Here is a 22,162-nt window from a genome sequence, read left to right as displayed (position 1 = left end):
GATGTTGTCGCGCAGGGAAGGTGAATATCCTGGCCCGGATGTGCAAAGGCAGCCTTGAACGGCTGCCTCAGTCTCTGGAAATCTTGCGGGGTGGGAATTACTCGGCGGTTTCTTCCGCTTCGGCCGTATCGATCACGGCATTCTTGCCGGTGGCATGGCGCTTGCTGTCTTGCAGGCGGCCCAGGGCGCTATCGATGGCGCGTTTCAGTTTGTCGGTGGCGCCGGCAACGGATTGATGCACGGTGGCGTTCTGTTCGGTCACGGCAATCGGTTGATAGCCAGCAACGCGTGCTTCCATGACGCAGCGGATATCGTCGGCGCCGCCTTTCGGGCCGTTCGTATCGCTGATGTGGACTTCGATGCGGGTCAGGTTGTCGCGGAAGCGGCTCAGTGCGGCTTCCAGTACGGATTGCACATGTTCGTTCAGTCCAGCGGTGTTGGCGATGGTGCTGTCGGTATGAATATTGATTTGCATATGCTTACTCCTGTCAATTCAAAAAAAACCCATCTCAGGCGTGCTGCGGCCTGGTTGCTGCCTCATGCACATGACCTCTGTGCATGGAACTTATCTTACTCCTGTTTCCAGTATTTCAAGAGGGGGCGCACGATTAAGATGAGCTTAACCCTACACGCAGGTCAAGTTTCCACTAAGAAATTATTTGCCGTCGGCCCGCCTGTCAGCCATTGATCAGGCCGGCGGCGATATTGATCGACAGGCCCAGCACGACCAGGTTGAAGAAAAAGCTCAGCACGGATTGTCCCAGCACGATTTGCCGCATCGGCCGCGTCTGCACGGACACGTCCGACGTCTGCACGGCCACGGCGATGGTGAACGAGAAATACAGGAAATCCCAGTAATCGGGGTTTTGCTCGTCGTCGGGAAACTTCAGCGGGCGCTGGCCGGCGCCGGCCTGGTAATACAGGTGGGCATAGTGAAAGCAGAACAGGGTGCCGACGAGGAACCAGGAGCCGACCAGGGTGAGGATCGTCAAGCCGTAATGCAGCGCGCGCTCGTCCGGCGCCATGTCCTTCATGGCCGACAGTTGCGAGACGATGGCCACCAGGCTCATCACCGACGCCACGGACAGGGCCGACAGCACCGTGGCGGCCCGTTCATCCTGGCGCGCCGCCATCAGCCTGACCCGGTGGTGGTTGGCGCGCATCATCATCCAGGCCATGGTGGCCAGGTAAAACCAGACGGCGACGTTCCACGCCGTCAGCAAGCGCGTCATCTGTTGCCAGGACGAGGGCAGCAGCAGGCCGGCCGCCACGCCGATGGCCGTGGCCAGGCTCAGGTGGGGGCGGCTGCGGATGAAGCTGTGAAACGGAAGCGTGATTTTCATGGTGCGGCTTGGTCAGTGGCAATAGCGCATCTTAGTCCTTATGGGCCAGCCGCGGTGGCCGTCCGGGAGGCCGCTTCCTTCTCGTGATGGGGAAAGCGGTCCATGCGCGACAGCACGGGGAACAGCACGGCCCAGATGCCCGTCACGGCCAGGGTGGCGGCGCCGCCGAAGAGCACGGCGCGCACGAGGCCGAACCAGCCGGCCGTCAAGCCCGATTCGAACTCGCCCAGCTCGTTCGAGGCGCCGATGAAGACGGCATTGACGGCGCTGACCCGGCCGCGAATCTCGTCCGGTGTCTCGAACTGCACCAGCAGGTGGCGGATGTAGACGCTGACCATGTCGCCGGCGCCCATCAGGAACAGGGCCGCCAGCGCCAGCGCGAAATGGCTGGTGCTGCCCAGCACCAGGGTGCCCAGGCCGAAGACGGCCACGCCGCCGAACATCCAGGCGCCGACCCGGCGCGTGATGGGGAAGAAGGCCAGCGCGATCGAACACAGGGCCGCGCCGGCGCCCGGCGCCGTGCGCAGCAGGCCCAGGCCGCCGGGGCCGATATGCAGCACGTCGTGCGCCAGCGCCGGCAGCAGGGCCGTGGCGCCGCCGAACAGCACGGCAAACAGGTCGAGCGAAATGGCGCCCAGCACGATGGGTTTGGACCAGACGAAGCGCAAGCCTTCGAGCAGGGCATGCCAGCTGACGGGTTCGCGTTTCACCACTTGCGGCGCGGGCGTGGTGGCGCGCATCAGCAGCACGGACAGCACCAGCAGCGCCGACGAGATCAGATACACCGCCTTGGGGCCGAAGTAATACAGCAGGCCGCCCAGGGTAGGTCCCAGGATGATGGCCACATGCGAGCTTGACGAGCTGAGCGCGAGGGCGCGGCTGAAGTGCTGCGTGGGCACCATGTTGACCAGCACGGCTTGCGTGGCCGGCATCATGAAGGCGCGCGCGCTGCCGAACAGCACCAGCACGGCAAACACGGGCCAGACGATGGAAAGATTACTTAATGTAAATGCCAGCAAGGCCAGCGCGCAGGCCAGCTGCGCCGTCAGGCACCAGGCGATGATGTTGCGGCGGTTGTAGCGGTCGGCCACATGGCCGGCGGGCAGGATCAGCACGAGGAAGGGGGCGAACTGGGCCAGGCCGATCAGGCCCAGGTCGAACAGGCTGCCCGTGATCTGGTACACCTGCCAGCCGATGGCCACGCTTTGCATCTGCACGGCCACGGTGCCCAGCACGCGGGCGGACAGGTAACAGGCGAAGTTGCGGTGACGGAGAATGCTGAAGCCGTTGCCGGCGGAGGCGAGAGACATGACATTTCCAGGGGACAGCGGGGTGGCAGGGAGGCGAACGCAGCGGATGCCGCGCCAGCAGCGCCCCGCTGTCTGGAAGGAGATGCTTACCTGGCCAGGTCGGCTTCGGTGGTGAAGGCGTCGGCGTAGAACTCGTCTTCCGGCAAGCCGCATTGCTGCACGAAGTCGTGCCTGGCCGAATCGACCATCACGGGCGCGCCGCAGGCATACACCTGGTGGCCGGACAGGTCGGGCAGGTCGGCCATGACGGCCTGGTGCACGAAGCCCGTGCGGCCGCTCCACGCGTCTTGCGGCAGGGCGTCCGAGACGACGGGCACATAGGTGAACTGGGGCAAGTCGGCGGCCCACTGGCGGCACAGGGCATCCATGTACAGGTCGTGCGGGCGGCGGCCGCCCCAGTACAGGGTGATCGGGCGCGCCGACTGTTCGGCTATCATGTGCTCGACGATGGCCTTGAGCGGGGCAAAGCCCGTGCCCGAGGCCAGCAGCACGATGGGTTTGTCGCTGTCCTCGCGCAGGAAGAAGGTGCCCATCGGGCCTTCGAAGCGCAGGATGTCGCGCTCCTTCAGCGTGCCAAATATCTGGTCGGTGAACAGGCCGCCCGGGATGTGGCGGATGTGCAGCGTCACGGGGCCGCCATCGGCGGGCGCGCTGGCCATGCTGTAGCTGCGGCGTTTGTTGTCGCGCAGCATGAATTCGATATACTGTCCGGCGCGGTAGTTCAGGCGCTCGCTGGCGGGCAGCTGCAGGGTCAGCACGACGACATCGGGGGCGACTTTTTCGATCGTGGTCACGCGCGACGGCATTTTCTTGATCGGGTAGTCGCTGCTGCCGGCCACTTCGCGCGCCTCGATGACGAGGTCGCCGCTTGCTGTGGCGCAGCAGAACAGGGAAAAGCCCGCCGCTTCCTCTTCCGGCGTCAGCGCGCGCTGCTGGTGCGCCTTGTGCTGGACGGTGCCGGAAACAACCTTGCCCTTGCAGGAGCCGCAGGCGCCATTTTTGCAGCCATAGGGCAAGCCCACGCCGGCGCGGATCGCCGCAGCCAGCACGGTTTCGTCCGCTTCGCAGCTGAATTGGTGGCCGCTGGGCTGAACAGTAACTTGAAAAGTCATACAATCCTTGAGATGAAAAATATGTTAATGCAATCTTTGCGCAAGCCGGTGGGCCTGCCGCGCCTGCTGATCCTCGGCTGCGGCGATGTCGGCATGCGGCTGCTGCCCCTGCTGCGCGCGCGTTTTCGCGTTTTTGCCGTCACCAGCCAGCCCGCCCGCTGCGCGCAACTGCGCGCGGCCGGCGCCGTGCCCATCGTGGCCAACCTCGACGACCGCGCCAGCCTGCGGCGGCTGGCCGGACTGGCGCCGTACGTGGTGCACCTGGCGCCGCCCCAGTCGTCTGGCTTGCTGGACCGGCGCACGCGCAATCTGGCCGCCATTTTACCCGAGCACGCGCGCCTGGTGTATGTGAGCACCAGCGGCGTGTATGGCGATTGCGGCGGCGCCACGGTGGCGGAAACGCGGCCCGTGGCGCCGGCCAATGCGCGGGCGAAGCGGCGCGTGGATGCCGAACAGGTCTTGCGGGGCTGGAATGCGCGCCGCCAGGGACGCCTGGCCATCCTGCGCGTGCCCGGCATTTATGCGGACGACAGGCTGCCGCTGAAGCGCTTGCGCGAGGGCACGCCGGCGCTGGCGGCCAGCGACGATGTGTACACCAATCACATCCATGCGGACGACCTGGCGCGCATCATCGAGCGGGCCCTGTGGCGGACCCGGCCGGGCCGCGTGTACCACGCCAGCGACGACAGCGAACTGAAAATGGCCGAGTATTTCGATGCCGTGGCCGACACCTTCAAGCTGCCCAGGCCGCCACGCCTGCCGCGCGCGCAGCTGCAGACGGTGGTCACGCCGATGCTGCTGTCGTTCATGTCCGAGTCGCGCCGCATGGACAATGCGCGCATCCGGCGCGAGCTGGGCGTGCGCCTGCGCTACCCGCGCGTGGCCGATGCCTTGCAGGCGATGGCAGCCGGCGGGGCCGGCATCGGGTAAAATGGCCGGTTATCTCCGCACTTTTCAGGGGCCGGCGCGCCGCGCGCCGTTCCTGCCGCACGCCATTCATTTAAGGAAGCCAGCATGACCACCCTCACTTACGAAGAATACCTGGACGAGGTCACCACCGTCCTGACGGAATTGTATGACCTCGACGACGACGCCGCCATCAAGCTGGTCGTGGCGGCGCAGGACGCCGAGTTCTTCGTGCCGCACGACGCGCACGAAGCCATGCGCACGGCGGAGAACGCCAAGAAAGACGCGGTGACCCTGTTCGAGCGCAAGCAGAACCGCCAGCAGACGCAGGAAAAGCAGCAGCAGCGCGTGCGCCAGCAAAAGAAATAATGAAATAAGCTGAAGATGCTGCGCCGCCCCGTCTGGACGCCGCGGGCGGGCCTGGGCGCAAGCCGTTGCCATTGATATAGCGCAAACGCGCCATGGCGGGCTGGCGATATGGTGAGCAATGTCGTCACGCATGTCGCCGATTTATGGCGGGCTGGGCAGTAGTGGAGTTCGCGCGACGATGTGTCCCGTCCGCAGGAGCGTGCTATGCATGTCATGAGCCATCCCAGCAAGGAGCAGGTGCGCGCCTACATGCGGCGCCGCGAACATGCGCTGCAGCCGCCGCCGCCGCCCCACGAAATCCGCCGCCAGCTGGCCTGGTGCCGCGTCAGGGCCGGCGTGGACGCCGGCATGCATGCCACAGCGGCCGGCCTGGCCGCGCAAGGCTGGCACTTGTCAGCCGATATGGCCCGCCTGGGCACCTTGATGACCATTGCCTGGCTCATGCATAGCGGCGTTTCTCATTGTAATAATTGATGACTTGCAGCAAATTTTTTCATTTTGGGTTATCCTCTAGCACATTCCAAGTGCGTCAAATCTCTTCAATTATCACAATTTTGCTTCAAGTTACGCAAAAATCAACAATAGCGTGTATTATATTGTTTGCGGCATTAAAACCGCATAAGTGATGGCGCTTTTTAGTGTGTTTACCCTGAATTATTGCAGAAGAGACATTCGGTTTCTTTTGGCACTAATACAACAAGTACGGATTTTCGACCATGTCTCTCAAACAAATTACCTCTTTGCCTACCTACAACCCGAATCGCGTCCTCGATGCGATCATCGACAAGCTGCAGCTGAAAAACGATGCAGCCCTGTCGCGCGCACTGGAAGTGGCGCCGCCTGTCATCAGCAAGATTCGTCACAACACCTTGCCGATCGGCGCCACGATCCTTATCCGCATGCATGAAATCAGCGATTTCAGCATTCGTGAACTGCGCGAGTTGATGGCTGCCTAAGAGCGCCCGACAGACGGCAAACTGAGAGGTGCCGTCTGCGCAAGTCAGGCTTGCCGCGTGCGGCAGCCAAATCTGTCTTTCTTGTTTTCTATTGCGCGTCCGGACTCAGCGCCGGGCGATCGGTATAGAAACGTCCCATTTCCAGCCCGGTCGTGGACGACTCGACGAGCGCTGCGGCCAATGTGCCGGGGGCGCTGGAAAACGCGGTCTGCGCAGCACCGGTGGCGCGGCCCGAATACGCCGTCGCTTGCACCGCCGCACTGGAAAACGCAGCCTGTACCGCCCGTCCCGAATACGCCGTCTGCTGCACGGCCCGGCCTGAATACGCGGTCGCCTGCACCGCAGCGCTGGAAAACGCCGTTTTGACGGCCCTGCCCGAATATGCCGCCTGTACGGCGCGTCCCGAATACGCCGTTTCTGCGCGGATATAATCCTCGCCGAATGTCTGCTCGTACAATTGTTTCATGCGCTCGCCCACGCGGTGGTGCGCCGCTTCGTCGTCTTCGCCGCGCAGGCCGATGTAGGGGAAGTGGTGGAGGAAGTAGCCGAACACCTGTTCGCAATCGGCCGCATATTTCAGGGTGTCGAGGATATGGTAGTGCCAGAAGGTGTCGACATCCATCAGCGGCGCCGTTTCTTCCTGCGGAAACTGCTTCATGAGGATGAGGAAGCGCCGGTACTCGAACTCCACCGCATTCGCCTTTTCCAGGCTCCATCCTTCACCTGATTCCCGGTGCATCAGCTTGACCTTGATCGCGTCCAAATTCAAATCCGCTATAGCCTTGAAACTGTCGTTCGTATCCATGAGTATCCTTGTATGTAAAGAGCAGAGTGGGGAAAAACGGCGGGAAAGAGGAAGATGCTGGCTGGTGGCGTGGACTCCTGGCAGGTGGATGGGCGCCTGGGCAGCGAGCGGCAGGCAGTAAGAGTTGTTCTACATCAATATTGCACTTAATCACAAAATACGCAAGCCCAGTCCGCTTCCGGGCCGGAGGCCCCGCTCAGGTGCTGGCCTCGTCCTGGTAGGGAAAGCGGGTGGCGTCGGCGCCCAGCGGCACGCTGACGTGCACGCTCATGCCGGCGCCGGGGCTGCTGACGATGTAGAAAGTGCCACCCAGCAATTTGATGCGCTCCTCGATGCCGACCAGGCCGAACGAGCCCAGCTTGTTGCGCCCGTCGAAGGCCGCGCCCACGCCGTTGTCGCTCACGCTCATCGAGACGGTGTCGCTGCATTTTTCCAGCTGCACCTGGACGCGGCTGGCATTGGCATGCTGGGAAATATTGCTCAGTGATTCCTGCAGGATGCGGAACAGGGCCGTCGCGCACTGGTCGCTCAGGCAGATATCGTCGTGACTTTCGCTGACCTCGCAGGCGATGCCCGTGCGCTGGCGGAACTGCGCCACCTGCCATTCGACGGCCGCATTCACGCCCAGGTCGAGCACGGTGGGGCGCAAGTCGTTGATGATCTGGCGCACGCTCTTGATGGTGGCGTCGATCTGCTCCAGGGTGGAGCGGGCGCGGGCGTTCAGGCGCGGGTGGCGGCGCTGCGTGCGCGAGGCCAGCATGTCGGCGTCGATGCGCAGCACCAGCAGGTTTTGCCCCAGGTCGTCGTGGATTTCGCGGGCGATGCGCTTGCGCTCCTCTTCCTTGATCTGGTCGGCGTGGGCCGCCAGGCGGCGCAGTTTCTGGTGCGACAGCTGCAGGCGGATCTGGCTGGCCCGCAATTCCTCCGTCATGCCGTTCGCCATCTGGATGGCGCGCCGGCGCGACGACGCCAGCGTGTGGAACAGGATGTACAGCAGCATGGAGCTGGCGAAGCCCGCCAGCAGGGCCAGCCATGGTAAAAAGGCATCGAAGCGGCTATACAGGTCGCTCTTGCGCACGCTGAACAGCGCTTGCCATACGCGGCCATTGTATTCAATCAACATTGTGCTGCTCAGGTACTTGCCCGAGTTGCCCGGCTGCCACCACGGCGCGTGCAGGCCCGCCGCCGTGCTGTCGAAGATGGGGCGCATGTCATGCGGCAGGTCCAGCGCTTGCGTGACTTGCGGGCCGATGTCGAACAGGGTCAGGCGGACATTGCGTACCGGCATGTCGGCCAGCGCGCTGCGCACCATCGTCACCAGGTCGTAACCGATGCCGACGGAGCCGATGTGGGCCGCGCGCCGCTGCGCCACGGTGTCGGTCGGCATGCCGAGCCGGTAGACGGGCATGCGCATGGCCATGCCCGTCAGCTGGGGCCGGCCATCCATGGGCACGGGCAAGCCGGAATTGCTGATGCGCCCGGAATCGCGCGACAGCGCCAGCGCCTCGGCGATCAGGGGCCGCGCGGCGATGTCGTGGCCATACCGGTCCGCGGCGCTGGCGATGGGCTCGATGTACACCAGCACGGAGTAGTGCTCGCGGGGCGGCGAGGGGTGGATGGCAAAGGCGGGATAGCCGTCGCGCCCGGGCGGATAGTCGCGCCGCATGGCCGCTTCGAAGGCGGGGCGCTGGGCTTCATCCAGTTCCTGGCTGTAATTGAGATTCATCACGCCCGGATAGTTTTGCTGCAAGCCCATGTTCGCCACGTAGCGGTGGAATTGCTCGCGGCTCACATGTTCGTTGGCGCGGAACAGGCTGGCCGCGCCGCGCAGCAAATTGGCGTAGGACTTCACGCGCGATTCGATGTTTTGCCGGGTATTGCGCGCCAGATTGTTGAACATATCGCTGGCATCGCTTTCGATCGACAGCGAGGCGGCCATGTAGAACAGCAAGCCGACCATCAGGGAGAGCGCGAAGCCGAGCAGCCACAGCGGCTTTTTTTCCAGCGATAACTGTTGTTCACCAGCAGTAGAGGACATCGCCATCCGTATCAGGAAGAGGAATCGGGTGCCGCCTCGGTGGCGGTGGCTAGGCTGCGTTGTACAAGCACTATCGATATTGTAAATTGCTCAATAGCTGCCTAATATACAAAATTTTCGTGAATATAGTCAACAGGCAATATTTCTTTGAAGATGTCTGTTGCTGTGACGAAAAAAAACCGCCGCAGCGGTTTTTTTGTGAGCCACATGACGGCTTATTTTGCCGGCTGCCAGCTGTCTTTCAGCGTGACGATGCGGTTGAACACGGGTTTGCCCGGCTGGCTGTCGACCCGGTCGGCCGCGAAATAGCCGTGGCGCTCGAACTGGAAGCGCTGTTCCGGCAGGGCCAGCTCCGCGCCCGGTTCCAGCCACGCCTGCACCACTTCCTTGGCCAGCGGATTCAGGGCCAGCTTGAAGTCCTTGCCGCCCGCGTCCGGCTGCGGGTCCGTAAACAGGCGGTCGTACAGGCGTACTTCGGCGGCAATCGCCGTCGGCGCGCTGATCCAGTGCATATTGCCCTTGACCTTGTAGTTGGCGCTGCCTTCCGTGCCCGACTTGCTGTCCGGGAAGTACGTGCAATGCACGGCGCTCACTTTGCCGTCCGCATCCCTGTCAAAGCCCGTGCACTCGATCACGTAGCCGTAGCGCAGGCGCACGCGGCTGCCCGGCTTGTCGTCGATCGGCGGATACAAACGGAAATAGCCCTTATTCGGCACTTCCATGAAGTCGTCTTCCTCGATCCACAGCTCGCGCGAGATGGGGAAGGTGCGCAAGCCCCGTTCCGGGAAATGCGGATGCACGGGCGCCGTGCACTCGACGCTCTCGTTTTCGGGGAAATTGTCGATAATCAACTTCAACGGACGCAGCACGGCCACCGTGCGCGGCGCCTTCGGGTCCAGGTCTTCGCGCAAACAGCCTTCGAGCACGCTGTAGTCGATCCAGCCGTCCGATTTCGTCACGCCCGTGCGTTCGCACATCAATTGAATCGCTTCCGGCGTGTAGCCACGGCGGCGCATGCCCACCAGGGTCGGCATGCGCGGGTCGTCCCAGCCGTCGACGATCTGTTCTTCCACCAGCTGGCGCAGCTTGCGCTTGCTGGTGACGATGTAGGTCAGGTTCAGGCGCGAGAATTCGAACTGGTGCGGCACGGGCTGCTGGAAAAAGCCGCCGGCGGCCAGGGTTTCCAGCAGCCAGTCGTAGAACGGGCGGTGGTCCTGGAATTCCAGCGTGCAGATCGAATGCGTGATGTTTTCCAGCGCGTCCGAGATCGGGTGCGTGTAGTCGTACATCGGATAGATGCACCAGGCGTCGCCCGTGCGGTGGTGGTGCGCGTGGCGGATGCGGTAGATGGCCGGGTCGCGCAAGTTCATGTTCGGCGAACTCATGGCATCTTCGCTGATCTTCGCGCGCAGGATGTGTTCGCCATCCTTGAACTGGCCCGCCTTCATGGCGCGGAACAGGGCCAGCGATTCGTCGCGCGGACGGTCGCGGAACGGCGAATTCTTGCCGGCCTGGCCGAAATTGCCCCGGTTGGCGGCCATGTCTTCGGCGCTCTGGCTGTCCACGTAGGCAAAGCCGGCCGTGATCAGGTATTCGGCCATCGCGTACAGCTGGTCGAAATAGTCGCTCGCGTAGTGCAGGTGGCTCTGGCCATCGGCATGCTGCGGTTCCCAGTCAAAGCCCAGCCATTTCACGCTGTCCATGATGGTATCGACGTATTCCTGCTCTTCCTTGGCCGGGTTGGTGTCGTCGAAGCGCAGGTTGCACTGGCCGGCGTAGTCGCGCGCCAGGCCGAAGTTGACGCAGATCGACTTGGCGTGGCCCACGTGCAGGTAGCCGTTCGGCTCCGGCGGGAAACGCGTGATCACCTGGGGCATGCCGGGACGCACGTGGGTGCCGGCAGCCAGGTCGGCTTCGATGATGTTACGCAAGAAATTGGGCGCCAGCGCTGGCGCGGCGGTATTCGGTTTATCGTTGCTCATTGATCAATGCGGAAGAGTGACAGTAAAAAGCATTTTACCGTACCGCAAGCGCTTTATAAGCACGTATTTGCCCCCATATCCCAGCATGCAAGCGACGCCGGCGCCGTTCTATAGGATAATTCGCCTTTAATTAGCAAACAAAACGTGACCCCGGAGCCATTTATGGAAAATTTGTATAACGTCCTCGGTGTCGCGCCCAATGCCAGCGACGATGAAATCAAGAAGGTTTACCGTTCGCTGGCCATGCGCTTCCACCCCGACCGCAACCAGGCCCCCGGCGCCGAGGCGCGCTTCAAGAGCGTGACCAAGGCGTATGAAATCCTGGCCGACCCGGCTAAGCGCGCCGAATACGACCAGAGCGTGAACCACCGCATCATCATCGATCCGGAAGCGGAAGCCTATGCCCTGTGGTGCGGCGTGTTCCGCCTTCACGGCACGGTACTGCCGGCCGACTAAGCACGCTGATGGCTGTTCGGTACAGCCCGGATGATTTAAAAAACAACAAACAATGGTGCTTTTGCTTTTAAGTAAAAGTACCGCGCATCACATTGGAAAGCACAGCATGAGAAGAGTACACCCTGAATTCGCGTACCAGTCGCGCGAGCTGGAAGGCCAGATCGACGGCATCCTCGGCGACCCGCCGAACCGCAAGAACTACAAAAGCATGGTCGACGCGCTGGTGAGCGAGTACGCCAGCGGCGGCGGCATCGAAGACGTGAACATGCTGGCCTTCGCGCTGGTCGACCACATCACTTTCAGCGACCCGAAGGGTTTGCTGGCCGAAAGCGAAGACTACGAGTTCGGCGACCCGTCCCGCGTGTTTTCCATGGCGACGTGCGCCGCGCCGGAAGCGGCGAAGATGTACGCCGCCATCGAAGAGAGCTTCCCCGACCTGGCGCGCCAGGCCATCATCACGGCCTTCCTGCACAAGAATCCGCGCCTGTGGGACGACGACGACCAGTCGCTCGACCAGCTGGCCGCCAATGACGACGGCGACGACGAGCACGACGAAGACGAAGCCACCGACGATTTCGCCCAGATGTTTGACCAGGATGGAGACGACCATGGCCGATAACAAGGATGAACAAAAAAGCAACCTGCCCGCGCTGACGAAGCAGGTCACGGAACTGGTGCTGTCCGGTTCGCTGGGCCATGCCGAGCAGGCGTTTGCCGACGCGGCCGACCAGTACGGCGATCTTGCCGTAGTGGAAGTACTGAGCGCCATCCCGCCGCAGGTGACGGCCCTGCACCTGGCCGGCTTCGACGGCGGCAAGATGTCGCTGGCCACCCTGCTGGTGCCGCCGAAGGCGTGGGCCGACAGCCTGGCCTTCATCGCCGCCACCTGGAGCGACGACCAGATCGAGGATGATCCGGAACGCATCGCCGAAGCGCTGTTCGCGCACATCCACGGCGTGGTGTTTTCCACCGACGACGCCGAGCGCCGCCGCGAGCTGCTGCTCGAAGCGTCCGCCACCGACTGGGGCGCCACGGCGTTCGCCATCCTGTTCTCGATGGCGCCGAAGGAAATCCTCGAAGTGGCGGGCGAGATCGTCATCAAGGGACCGTACGTGACGGGCGTGACCTCGTCCGACAACGACGTCGTGCCGCTGGCCATCGAGCTGGCGCAAGCCAATGAAGACGGCTGGGACCGCTCGCTGTTCGAGCTGTTCCCCGACTTCCGCCACAGCGCCGACCTGGCCGACGCCGAATACTCGGACGATCCAGACGAAGAGCCGACCATGTTGCAGCGCAGTACCAAGGAATTGCTGTACCGCCTGCGCAAGCAAGTGCCGAGCACGCGCAGCGCGCCGCGTTCCAGCACGCGCCGCAGCCTGGGCACGGGCATTTTCTCGTGATGAAAGCAGGGATCGACTAATGCTGCCAGCAATTGTTGTAGAGAATCTTCCGCGCCTCGTGCGCGCCATCAAGCTGTTGCCGGGCGACCCGCGCGAGGACGCGGCGCTGAACCTGGCCGACGAATTGACGGGCATCACGGCCATGGTGGCCGAGAAGTTCACGAATGAACGCACGGCCGACGGCATCCAGAAAGCGCTGTACCTGACGGTGGGCGGCGTGTCCTTGGGCCTGGAACAGGCCGTCACGCATGAAGGCGACCAGGCCGCGCTCGATTTCCTCGTCGAGCACGGCGCCGAGCACGCGTTCCAGGTGGGTTTCCGCCTGATCAAGGAATTGTCGCAGCTGCCCGAGGACGCCCTCGTGGGCGAATACGACCAGGACCCCGTGTATTTGCAGCGCCGCTTGCGCGAACTGTTCATCGATATTTGCCAGGCCGACCCGAACCAGAACTGGGCCGGCTACGAAAAGTATGCGCTGCAATTGCAACAGCGCAAGGAAGTGCAAGCCGTCGTGCGCCTGGCCGGCTGGCTGCGCCGCCACCACGATAACGGCCCCGTCAGCGACAGCGACCTGAATGCCGAGGGCGTCATCGCCCTGGCCATCATCTTCGCCATCGAGGGGGGAGGGCGCATCGTCGCGCGCACGGGGCAGAAGGAGTTTGAACGCTTCGTGCGTTCCGTGCGCAAGAACAAGCCCGACTTCGAGGAAGGCTGGGCCGCCCTGGTGGCCAAGGTGCCCGTGCAGCATCATCCGGTGCTGCTCGACCGCATCGATGCCTACCGCCGCAGCTGCACCGTCGTGCATAAAATCCTCACGCGGGCCAGCATGAAGAGCCTGTTCGAGGACCTGGAGAATTACGCCGGTTCCGAGCTGGACGCCGACTACTCGTAAGGCAGCGTACGTAGGCTGGCGCCTGCCGGCCTACGCTCCCCCTTCCATGGCCGCTTCTTCGGCCAGTTTCACGAACGCCGCCACCAGCGGCGACGTCTCTTCTTCCCGTTGTGCAAGTAACAAGCTGGTCGTTGCCTGCGGATCGGCAATGGGGCGGTAGCACACGCCATCCATGCGGATGCGGTCGAACGAGGCGGGCAGCACGGAAATGCCGCAGCCGGCCGCCACCAGGCCGATGATGGTCGACGCCTCGCCCGCTTCCTGCGTGACCTGGGGCACGAAGCCGGCCGCCTTGCACAGGCGGAAGATCTGCGGATAAATCCCCGTGCCCGCATCTTTCGGGTACATGACAAAGCCTTCGCCCGCCATGTCGGCGATGGCGATTTCCTGCTTGGCCGCCAGCGCGTGGGCGACGGGCAGCACGAGGAACAGCGGGTCCTGGCGCAATTGCGTCAGGCGGATGTCGTCCGGATACGTCGTTTCCGGCGGGCGCACGAAACCCAGGTCCATCGTCCTGCCCGAGATCGCTTCCAGCTGATGCAGGGTCGCCATCTCGTGCAGGGTCAAGGTGACGTGGGGAAACTGCTGGCGGTAGCGGTTGATGACGGTGGCGAAGTAGGGCGTAAACGGCGTGGAAAAGGTAAAGCCGATGCGCAATTCGCCCGCTTCGCCCCGCTGGGCCCGGCGCGCCGTCACTGCCGCCTGTTCCGACAGGGCCAGGATGCGCCGCGCATCGTCGAGAAACAGGCGGCCTGCCTGCGTCAGCCGCACGGAGCGCTTGTTGCGTTCGAACAACTGCGCACCGAGTTCCCCTTCCAGCGCCTGGATCTGCTGGCTCAGGGGCGGCTGGCCGATGTGCAGGCGCTCGGCCGCGCGCGTGAAGTGCAGCTCTTCGGCAACGGCGACAAAGTAGCGCAGGTGGCGCAGTTCCATATAAGTAATATTTTAAAAGTATGAGTTGGGCCTTGAATATATATTGGACGATATGAGTTGGCAATCCTAAGATGAAGACTCGCTTCCTTTCCGAAACACGGCCATGTCTGATTCATCGCTCGCTTTTGCCCCCGCCGCCCCTTCCGCCATCCCGGTTTCCGCTCCCGCTGCCCGCACGGCCATCGCCAAGGGTTCCATCGAATTCAAGCGCAGCAACCGCGCCCTGTTCTTCGGCGGCTTTTCCACCTTCAGCTTGCTGTACTGCATACAACCGCTGTTCCCGCTGCTGTCGCAGCAGTTTCATCTGACGCCGGCGCAAAGCAGCTGGTCGCTGTCCGTCTCCAGCGGCTTGCTGGCCATCTCGCTGGTGCTGCTCAGTGCCGTGTCGGACCGGGTGGGACGCAAGCCGCTGATGGTGGCGTCGATGTTTTCCGCCGCGATATTGACGATCTTGTCCGCCTTCGCCCAGGATTATGCGCAGCTGCTGGCCATCCGCGCGGCGCTGGGCATCGCTCTCGGTGGCATGCCGGCCGTGGCCATGGCTTACCTGGGCGAGGAAATCGAGGGGCCGTCGCTGGGGCTGTCGATGGGCTTGTATATTGCCGGCAGCGCGTTCGGCGGCATGTCGGGACGCTTGATCGCCTCCATGCTCAGCGATTTTCTGTCGTGGCGCTGGGCCCTGGGCGTGCTGGGCGTGGCCGGCGTGCTGGCGGCGGCGGAATTCTGGCGCAGCCTGCCCGCGTCGAAGAACTTCGTGCCCAGTACCAAGGGTTGGAACGCCTTGCCGCACGCGATAAAACAGCATTTTTCCGACCGGGGCCTGCCGTGGCTGTTCTGCCTGGCGTTTCTGCTGATGGGCTGTTTCGTCAGCCTGTATAACTACATCGGCTACCGTTTGCTGGCCGCGCCGTTCAGCTTGCGCCAGAGTACGGTCGGCTTGCTGGCCTTTCTGTATCTGATCGGCATCTTCAGCTCCGTGTGGGCGGGCCGCCTGGTGGACCGGCTGGGACGGCGGGGCGTGCTGTGGATCATGCTGGCGGTAATGCTCAGTGGCATTGTATTGACCCTGTTCGACTCGCTGCCGCTGATCGTCGCCGGCATGGCGCTGGCCACCTTCGGCTTCTTTGCCTCGCATTCGATCGCCAGCAGCTGGGTCAGCCGCCGCGCCCGCGCGCCGCAGGCGCTGGCCTCGGCCTTCTATCTGCTGTTCTATTACCTCGGTTCCAGCCTGATCGGCTCGGCCTCGGGCATGATGTGGGGCTTCGACGGCTGGACGGGCGTCATCATCATGCTGGGCCTGTGCCTGGGCGGCGGCGTGCTGATCGCCTTGCGCCTGCGCCACCTGCAGCCGCTGGGGGCGCGCGAAGTGGTGGCTTGAGCCCGGTTATTTGGGGCACATGCCTATCATCGTTTCGCCCTGCTTGCCGGCGCGCGTGGTCACGCACAAGGTGCCCAGCGCGCTGGTGATTTTATACGTGCGGCTGCCCCTGGCCTCATTCGCGCCCACTTCCTCGATTTTCGATGCCTCGTACCATTTCGGCGGCACGGCCGCGTAGGCTTCGGCAAAGCCTTGCTGCATGCGCTTGAAGGCCGTGTCGTCGGGTTTTTGTTCTCCCCGCTGCGGGAATTCCTTGCGTAAATCCTTGTCGATCTTGCCCACGTCGCGTTTGGCTTGCGCCAGGATATCGGCCGCGCTCGGCGGCGTGACGAGCGTGATCGCTTCCGGCGTTGCCGGTGCCGGCGCCGGCTCGACGGCAGGTGGGGGCAAGGGACGGCTGGCGGGTGCCAGGATGGGCAAACCCGGCAGGCGTGCGGCGGCTGGTTTGGCGCTGGGCAAGGCTACGGGCCTGGGCGGCGCAGGAGCCGTGTAGCGCAGCCAGGCGATGGCCGGGCCCTGCGGCAGGTGCTCGTCCGCGACAGGGCGGGGCCGCGACTGCAGCACGACATGGGCCAGCCCCGCGTGCAGCAGGACGATCAGCAGCAGGCCGGGAGCGCGGCGGGGCAGGGTGGGCAGCGAAGTCATGGCGGACGTGGTGGTTCAGGTACGCCAATGTATCTGAGACATTTGATAATTATCTAAAATGTCACAAGCGCTTACAAAAAAAGTGCCACATGGAAATTTCGACGCCATGGCCGCCGGCGGGGAACCCTGGGCCGGCCTGGCGATCCAACTCCACTCACCATGGGAGGACACATCATGATGCAGGCAAAGGAAGTGGCACGGCGCTTTGGCGCCATCGAACACGCGATCGGCCAGGCGGCCCGGCTGTGCGGCAAGCAGCAGGGCATGCCGATGGACTTGAAGGATTGCATCAACCAGCTGGACCAGCAAAAGAGCGCCGTGCGGCAAGCCATCGACACGCAGGATGATGTGCGCATCCGGCAAGCCGTCGACCAGATGGAATCGCTGGGCGACCGCGCCAAGCGGGCGTGCGGCACGGCGTCCAGCCTGACGCCGGAAATGAAGAGTGCCGTGCAGAAAGTCCACGATGAACTGTCGGACCTGAAGCATCAGCTCCATTAGAACCTGGCTCTTGCGCGCCTTACATCTGCCGGAACAGATGGGCATATAAGGGACTGACGCGCAGCTGCGCCGGATGCTGGCGCAGGGTCAGCGACAGCTTGCCCGCCTCGTCGCGCACGGCCGTGGCGATGGCGCTGGCGTTGACGATGGTGCCCCGGTGGATTTGCCAGAATTGTTGCGGGTCCAGCTGGGGCAGCAGCTCCTTCAGGCTCGTGCGTATCAGCGCTTCGCTGTCCTGGCATACGACGTTGATGTATTTGTCCAGCGCCTCGAAGTACACGACGTCGGCCAGGGCGATCATGCGCACGCTGTTGCCGACGGCTGCCCGTATCATCTGCAGGCGCGGCGCGGGCGGCAGCATGGCTTGCAGCTGGCTCAGCAGGCGGGCCATGTTGTCGTCGCTGGCGGACGCGGTGACGGCTGCCGTCACGGGCGCCGCCGTGGCCGCCGCAGCGTTGCCGCTGCCGCTGACGCGCAGGCGCTGCCGCAAGCGTTCCACCGTCTTGCCCAGGCGCGCATCGTTGACGGGTTTTAAGACGTAATCGGCGGCCGCGTGCTCGAAGGCGGCCAGCGCGTATTCGTCGTAGGCGGTGACAAACACGATGCAGGGGAAGGGCGTGCCGTCCGGCCACTGCTCGGCCAGTTCCTCGGCCGCTTCCAGGCCTGTCTTGCCAGGCATCTTGATGTCAAGAAACAGAATGTCGGGCAGCAGTGCCAGGCCCTGGTGCACGGCGTCCACGCCGTTGGGGCAGGTGGCGACGATGTCGAGTTCCGGCCACAGCCGCTGCAAGGCGTGCGCGAGGGCGGCGGCGAGTATGGGTTCGTCTTCGGCGATCAGGGCGCGCGGGGTGGGGCTGGTCATGGCGTGGGGCTCGCGGTGGTGGAGTGAATCGGTAATTGAAGGCGGGCGACGACGCCTGCCGGCGTGTTGGCGGCCAGCACCAGGCTGGCGGCATTGCCGTGCATGGCGTGCAGGCGTTCGCGGATGTTCGCCACGCCCAGCTGCGTGCCCTTGCTCTGGCCCGGATGGCCGAGGCCCAGTCCATCGTCGGCAACCGTCAGGATCAGCATGCCGCCGTCCGTGGACGCCTGCACGTGGACGTGGCCGCCTTCGATCTTCGGTTCCAGGCCGTGCTGGATGGCGTTTTCCACCAGCGGCTGCAGCAGCATGGGTGGCACCTTGATATCGCGCAAGGCCTCGGGCAAGTCCAGCGCGTAGCCCAGGCGCGCGCCCATGCGTATCGACATCAGGCCCAGATAGGCTTGCATCAGGGAAAACTCCTGCTCCAGGGTAGTGGATTCCGCCCGCGAGGAAGAGAGGGTGGCGCGCAGGTACTGGATCAATTGATCGAGCAGCTGCTGGGCGCGCTGCGGATCAAGGCTGATCAGGCCCTGCAGGTTGGCCAGGGTGTTGAACAGCATGTGCGGTTCGATCTGCGCCTGCAGCAATTGCAGCTGCGCCTGCATGGCCTGGCGCGCCACGGATTCGGCGCGGGCCTTTTCCTGGGCCGCCGTCATTTGCAGGCGGGCAATCTTTTCGCGGCTGGAGAAAAACAGCACGGCGCCGCCCGTGGCCAGCAGGGTGAAGACGAGCGTGCCCATCATTTGCGTAGGCAGCATGTTCTCGATGCCGCCCACGTCCACGCCCGTCAGCCAGCTGAACAGGGCCAGGCCCAGCATTTGCGCCGCTGGCACGGAAATCAGGATGATGAGCATGAAAGGCAGGAATCTCGGGCGCTGGTCTGCGCCCCACAGGGTCAGGCGCAGGCCGTCGATCAGCAGGAAGGCGATCGTGCCGATGCACATCGAGGCGACGAGGTTTTGTCCGAAATGGCTGCCCGGATTGAGGATGAAGGTAATGACCAGCGCACAGATCACGTTCAGCACCAGCGCATAACGCACATCGTGCAGCATGCGGTAGTAGGGCGAGCGGCGCTTGGCAGCTGGCGCGTCGGCGGAGGGGGCGTCGGGTTTCATATAGTTGTCTACTGGTAACGATTGGGCATTGTGTGCCAGCGCGGGCCAGGGCGCAACAGGACTGCGATGAAACGGCGCTGGCAAGCCGCCATTCGCCGCGGCGCGTCGCCAAACGGGGCCGCTTTACTTTTCAGGATGGGCACGGGATAGTATGGCAAGACAGTCTTGCATCCATATAGTTGCTATAAAGGAATATCATGTGGCCTTACCCACGCACCCTGGCGCACCGCGGCGGCGGCACCCTGGCGCCTGAAAACACCCTGGCCGCCCTGCGCTGCGGCCTCGCCTACGGCTACCGCGCCGTGGAATTCGACGTCATGCTGGCGTCCGACGGCGTGCCCGTCGTCGTGCACGACCCCGAACTGGGCCGCACGGTGGCCGGCAGCGGCCAGGTCAGCGACTATACGGCTGCGCAGCTGGGGGCCATGGAGGCGGGCGCCTGGTTCGGCCCGCAATTCGCGGGCGAGGGCGTACCCACGTTCGAGGCCGTGGTGGACTATTGCAAGGCGCAGCGCATCTGGATGAATATCGAGATCAAGCCGGCGCCGGGCTTCGACGTAGCCACGGGCGAGGCGGTGGCGCGCGCTACGCGCGATTATTTCGCAAAAGAAATTGCTGCTGGAGAATTATTGCCCTTGCTCTCGTCGTTCAGCATCGCCGCGCTGGAAGCGGCGCGCCAGGCGGCGCCGGAACTGGCGCGCGGCTGGCTGGTCGAACAGATACCGGACGACTGGGCGAACACGGCGAAACAGCTGGAGGTGGTGGCGCTCCATTGCGACCACCAGCAGTTGACGCGCGCGCTGGCGCTGGAAGTCAAGAAAGCGGGATTGGGACTGTTTTGCTACACCGTCAACACGCCCGAACGGGCCAGCGAGCTGCTGGCCTGGGGCGTGGACGGTTTCTGCACGGACCGGATCGACCTGATCAAGCCGTCCTGAGGATTAAAACGTAACGCGCATTCCCACAGTCAAGTTGCGCCCCATCAAAGGCGCCGCATTCTTGATGAACGAGGTGTGGCTGTACGCCAGTTCATTCGTCAGGTTGTTCGCCTTGATGTAGAACTGGGCCGGCGTCGTGCCGATGCGCGTGTCGTAGTTGGCGGACAGGTTGAGCATGTTGTAGCCCGGGGTCGCCGTCTCAAACGCGGCCACCTTGTCTTGCTTGCCCACGCGGTAGAACTCGGCCACGCCGCTCCACGCCTGCCAGTTGGCGTCGACCTTCACGCCGAAGCGCTGGGCCGGGATGCGCGGCAGGTTGTTATTGTTAGCTGCGCCACCGTCGGCCAGCTTGGCCCGCACGTAGTCGCCGAACACGCTGGCGCCGAACATGGGGTTCAATTGCTGGCGGATCTGTCCTTCCACGCCAGTAAACGTGGCGTCGCGCTGGGCATACTGGATCAGCTGGAAGCCTTCGTGGCTGTCCAGGGTGGAGCCGAAGATGTAGTTGTCGACCTTGTTGCGGTAGGCGCTGGCCGAGAAGGTCGTGGCGCCCGCATATTTGCGCAAGGTCAAGTCGATATTGTTCGACGTTTCCTTGCCCAGGTTTTGATTGCCCAGTTCATATGTGGCCGTGGCCATGTGCACGCCGTGCGCATACAGTTCCTCGGCGCTGGGCAGGCGGTGCGTGCGGGAGATGGTCGAACCGAGCGAATATTGCGGTGCGAACTTCCACACGGCGCCCAAGGAAATCGAGGTGCCTTTGGCGCTGCGGTCTTGCAGGGTGGCGCTGTCCACCGCGATGTCTTGCCACTCGTGGCGCAAGCCCGCCTCAAAGCGCCATTGGTCCAGCTTGTATTCTTCCACCAGGAAAGCCGCGTGTTTTTTGGTCACCGTCGGCGCCACGTAGGCTTCCTCGCCCAGGGCGGAGAAATCGCGCTTCGATGTTTGCAGGCCGACCACGCCGCGCCAGCCGAAGACGGGATGGTGTTCCATTTCCAGGCGCGCATCGTGACCCTTGTTCTTGAACGTGGTGGCGATTTCCGTGCCTTCGATTTCATCGTGCTTGTAATCGGTGAACGAAGCGCGCAGGCGCAGCCTGGCGAAACCGGGCACGGGGTCGCGCAATTCGCCGCGCACGTCCCAGCGCTCGCTCTTCAGCTTCACGTAGGGCACGCTGCCATGCTCGTGGTCATGCTCGTCTTCGTCGCCATGGTCGTGGCCGTCGTGGCCGCCGCAATGCAGGTGCGTGCCGTGCGGGTGGCAGCTTTCGAATTCGTGGTTGTGGCCAGGCAAGCCGTATTCCGCGTGCTGGCTGGTGAAGGCCAGGCCCAGGAAGCCGCGCTGACCCACCCACGACACGCCCACGCTGCCCGTGTCCGTCTTGTTGTAGCTGCCGGCTACTTTGGAGCCGCCTTCCCAGCCGCTGCCGACCTTGTATTCCTTCGCATCGCGCTTGACGCCTTCCGCGTGGAAAGCGATGTTGCCGGAGCCGCCGGTCACTTCAAAAGCGCCCGCCTTTTCGCGCGCGTTTGAGTTGGCGCGTACTTCCGCGCTGCCTTCGAAGCCCTTGGCCGGCACGCGCGTGGGGATTTTCTTGTCGATCACGTTGACGACGCCGCCGACGGCGCCGCCGCCGTAGGCCAGCGCGGACGGGCCGCGCAGCACTTCAATCTGTTCCGACAGCATCGGTTCGGCCGCCACGGCATGGTCGGGGCTGATGGTCGAGGCATCCTGCACTTCGGCGCCATCGGACAGGATTTTGACGCGCGGGCCATCCATGCCGCGGATGATGGGACGGCTGGCGCCGGCACCGAAATGGCTGGACGTGATACCGGGCTGGCCGGCCAGGGTTTCGCCCAGGGTCACTGACCTTGCCAGCACCAGTGCCTCGCCTTCCAGTACGGTGACGGGCGTGCTCATGTCGTCGCTGCCCAGGGCCAGGGCGCTGGCCGAAACGGTGACGGCGGGCAAGGTGGCTGCCTGTTGCGCCAGGGCGCTGGCGGGCGCGGCAAAGGCCAGCATGATGGCCAGCGCGAGGGGAGTGGGTTGGTGAGGACGGACGGACATGGGCAAGAATTCCTTATTCGCTATCGGTGGTGGCGGGTTGGGGCAGGCCATTGCCGTATGGGTTGGCTGCCAGAAGATGATAATGATAACCCATTATCATTACTGTGTGACAGTTTTTCCGGGCGGTAGATGCAGGCGGATGGTGTATTCTGTC

23 protein-coding genes are annotated in these 22,162 nt (G+C 63.6%); 11 read left to right on the top strand and 12 right to left on the bottom strand.

The genetic code is table 11. From position 1 onward, the window contains the following. Nucleotides 1-97: 97 nt before the first annotated feature. From AC07VI_RS09795 to AC07VI_RS09780, 4 genes are all read right to left on the bottom strand, one after another. The gene (locus tag AC07VI_RS09795; protein ID WP_492992803.1) at nt 98-475 is read right to left on the bottom strand and encodes an HPF/RaiA family ribosome-associated protein; all 378 of its coding nucleotides are present in this window, start codon (nt 473-475) and stop codon (nt 98-100) included. Between the two features lie 202 nt (nt 476-677). Next, nucleotides 678-1,343: a DUF1345 domain-containing protein gene (locus AC07VI_RS09790; protein ID WP_086145046.1), complete on the bottom strand. Its 666-nt coding sequence runs from the start codon at nt 1,341-1,343 to the stop codon at nt 678-680. Between the two features lie 38 nt (nt 1,344-1,381). Further along, nucleotides 1,382-2,653 (bottom strand): MFS transporter, encoded by a 1,272-nt coding sequence (locus AC07VI_RS09785; protein WP_099420643.1) that lies wholly within the window; start codon nt 2,651-2,653, stop codon nt 1,382-1,384. Nucleotides 2,654-2,739: 86 nt separating this feature from the next. Further along, the gene (locus AC07VI_RS09780) at nt 2,740-3,765 is read right to left on the bottom strand and encodes a CDP-6-deoxy-delta-3,4-glucoseen reductase (RefSeq protein WP_492992806.1); all 1,026 of its coding nucleotides are present in this window, start codon (nt 3,763-3,765) and stop codon (nt 2,740-2,742) included. 12 nt (nt 3,766-3,777) lie between these two features. Between AC07VI_RS09780 and AC07VI_RS09775 the strand changes: the two genes are divergently transcribed. The 4 genes from AC07VI_RS09775 (at nt 3,778) to AC07VI_RS09760 (ending at nt 5,996) form a co-directional block, all read left to right on the top strand. After that, on the top strand, nt 3,778-4,695 hold the full coding sequence (locus tag AC07VI_RS09775) for an SDR family oxidoreductase (RefSeq protein ID WP_492992808.1): 918 nt from the start codon (nt 3,778-3,780) through the stop codon (nt 4,693-4,695). Nucleotides 4,696-4,779: 84 nt separating this feature from the next. After that, the gene (locus AC07VI_RS09770; protein ID WP_086145050.1) at nt 4,780-5,040 is read left to right on the top strand and encodes a hypothetical protein; all 261 of its coding nucleotides are present in this window, start codon (nt 4,780-4,782) and stop codon (nt 5,038-5,040) included. Nucleotides 5,041-5,244: 204 nt separating this feature from the next. Continuing rightward, the gene (locus tag AC07VI_RS09765) at nt 5,245-5,514 is read left to right on the top strand and encodes a hypothetical protein (RefSeq protein WP_086145051.1); all 270 of its coding nucleotides are present in this window, start codon (nt 5,245-5,247) and stop codon (nt 5,512-5,514) included. A 242-nt stretch (nt 5,515-5,756) separates the two neighbouring features. Next, nucleotides 5,757-5,996, top strand: coding sequence for a hypothetical protein (locus AC07VI_RS09760; RefSeq protein WP_029496207.1), 240 nt, complete (start codon nt 5,757-5,759; stop codon nt 5,994-5,996). Nucleotides 5,997-6,084: 88 nt separating this feature from the next. Here the strand turns inward: AC07VI_RS09760 and AC07VI_RS09755 are convergent, their stop codons facing one another. From AC07VI_RS09755 to AC07VI_RS09745, 3 genes are all read right to left on the bottom strand, one after another. After that, on the bottom strand, nt 6,085-6,801 hold the full coding sequence (locus AC07VI_RS09755) for a glycine-rich domain-containing protein (RefSeq protein WP_086145052.1): 717 nt from the start codon (nt 6,799-6,801) through the stop codon (nt 6,085-6,087). 196 nt (nt 6,802-6,997) lie between these two features. Then, complete coding sequence (locus AC07VI_RS09750; protein WP_492992811.1) at nt 6,998-8,839, bottom strand: CHASE domain-containing protein; 1,842 nt, start codon at nt 8,837-8,839, stop codon at nt 6,998-7,000. A 215-nt stretch (nt 8,840-9,054) separates the two neighbouring features. Beyond that, on the bottom strand, nt 9,055-10,821 hold the full coding sequence (locus tag AC07VI_RS09745; protein WP_492992813.1) for a glutamine--tRNA ligase/YqeY domain fusion protein: 1,767 nt from the start codon (nt 10,819-10,821) through the stop codon (nt 9,055-9,057). Nucleotides 10,822-10,983: 162 nt separating this feature from the next. On the opposite strand from AC07VI_RS09745, the gene AC07VI_RS09740 reads away from it, so the two are divergent. The 4 genes from AC07VI_RS09740 to AC07VI_RS09725 all read left to right on the top strand — a co-directional run bounded on the left by AC07VI_RS09740 (nt 10,984) and on the right by AC07VI_RS09725 (nt 13,569). Next, nucleotides 10,984-11,277: a DnaJ domain-containing protein gene (locus AC07VI_RS09740; protein WP_010395442.1), complete on the top strand. Its 294-nt coding sequence runs from the start codon at nt 10,984-10,986 to the stop codon at nt 11,275-11,277. A 106-nt stretch (nt 11,278-11,383) separates the two neighbouring features. After that, nucleotides 11,384-11,896 carry a hypothetical protein gene (locus tag AC07VI_RS09735; protein ID WP_086145054.1) on the top strand — a complete coding sequence of 171 codons (513 nt, stop codon included), beginning with the start codon at nt 11,384-11,386 and terminating at the stop codon, nt 11,894-11,896. Beyond that, nucleotides 11,886-12,677 (top strand): hypothetical protein, encoded by a 792-nt coding sequence (locus AC07VI_RS09730; protein WP_086145055.1) that lies wholly within the window; start codon nt 11,886-11,888, stop codon nt 12,675-12,677. The genes AC07VI_RS09735 and AC07VI_RS09730 overlap by 11 nt, the downstream gene beginning before the upstream one ends. A gap of 19 nt (nt 12,678-12,696) precedes the next feature. Then, nucleotides 12,697-13,569, top strand: a complete 873-nt coding sequence (locus tag AC07VI_RS09725; RefSeq protein WP_086145056.1) for a hypothetical protein — start codon at nt 12,697-12,699, stop codon at nt 13,567-13,569. 30 nt (nt 13,570-13,599) lie between these two features. On the opposite strand, the gene AC07VI_RS09720 is transcribed toward AC07VI_RS09725, so the two are convergent. Next, the gene (locus AC07VI_RS09720; protein ID WP_086145057.1) at nt 13,600-14,502 is read right to left on the bottom strand and encodes a LysR family transcriptional regulator; all 903 of its coding nucleotides are present in this window, start codon (nt 14,500-14,502) and stop codon (nt 13,600-13,602) included. A gap of 103 nt (nt 14,503-14,605) precedes the next feature. Here AC07VI_RS09720 and AC07VI_RS09715 point away from each other — a divergent pair, with 103 nt between their 5' ends. Next, entirely contained in the window at nt 14,606-15,880 is a 1,275-nt protein-coding gene (locus AC07VI_RS09715) for an MFS transporter (RefSeq protein WP_172404711.1), read from the top strand. 6 nt (nt 15,881-15,886) lie between these two features. Here the strand turns inward: AC07VI_RS09715 and AC07VI_RS09710 are convergent, their stop codons facing one another. After that, entirely contained in the window at nt 15,887-16,525 is a 639-nt protein-coding gene (locus AC07VI_RS09710) for a hypothetical protein (protein WP_099374680.1), read from the bottom strand. A gap of 174 nt (nt 16,526-16,699) precedes the next feature. Between AC07VI_RS09710 and AC07VI_RS09705 the strand changes: the two genes are divergently transcribed. Further along, on the top strand, nt 16,700-17,026 hold the full coding sequence (locus tag AC07VI_RS09705) for a hypothetical protein (RefSeq protein WP_086145059.1): 327 nt from the start codon (nt 16,700-16,702) through the stop codon (nt 17,024-17,026). Nucleotides 17,027-17,045: 19 nt separating this feature from the next. Here the strand turns inward: AC07VI_RS09705 and AC07VI_RS09700 are convergent, their stop codons facing one another. Both AC07VI_RS09700 and AC07VI_RS09695 read right to left on the bottom strand, forming a co-directional pair. Continuing rightward, nucleotides 17,046-17,888, bottom strand: a complete 843-nt coding sequence (locus tag AC07VI_RS09700; RefSeq protein WP_086145060.1) for a LytR/AlgR family response regulator transcription factor — start codon at nt 17,886-17,888, stop codon at nt 17,046-17,048. Continuing rightward, entirely contained in the window at nt 17,885-19,003 is a 1,119-nt protein-coding gene (locus AC07VI_RS09695) for a sensor histidine kinase (protein ID WP_226936074.1), read from the bottom strand. Before AC07VI_RS09695 ends, AC07VI_RS09700 begins: the two co-directional genes overlap by 4 nt. Before the next feature lie 197 nt (nt 19,004-19,200). On the opposite strand from AC07VI_RS09695, the gene ugpQ reads away from it, so the two are divergent. Next, nucleotides 19,201-19,941: a glycerophosphodiester phosphodiesterase gene (gene ugpQ / locus AC07VI_RS09690; protein WP_086145061.1), complete on the top strand. Its 741-nt coding sequence runs from the start codon at nt 19,201-19,203 to the stop codon at nt 19,939-19,941. Between the two features lie 3 nt (nt 19,942-19,944). Here the strand turns inward: ugpQ and AC07VI_RS09685 are convergent, their stop codons facing one another. Beyond that, nucleotides 19,945-22,008: a TonB-dependent receptor domain-containing protein gene (locus AC07VI_RS09685; RefSeq protein ID WP_492992818.1), complete on the bottom strand. Its 2,064-nt coding sequence runs from the start codon at nt 22,006-22,008 to the stop codon at nt 19,945-19,947. Nucleotides 22,009-22,162: the final 154 nt, after the last annotated feature.

Source organism: Janthinobacterium sp. GW821-FHT03A03, from assembly GCF_059421435.1.
Note: the sequence above shows the minus strand (reverse complement) of the source record. Positions and strands in the feature narration are given on the sequence as shown.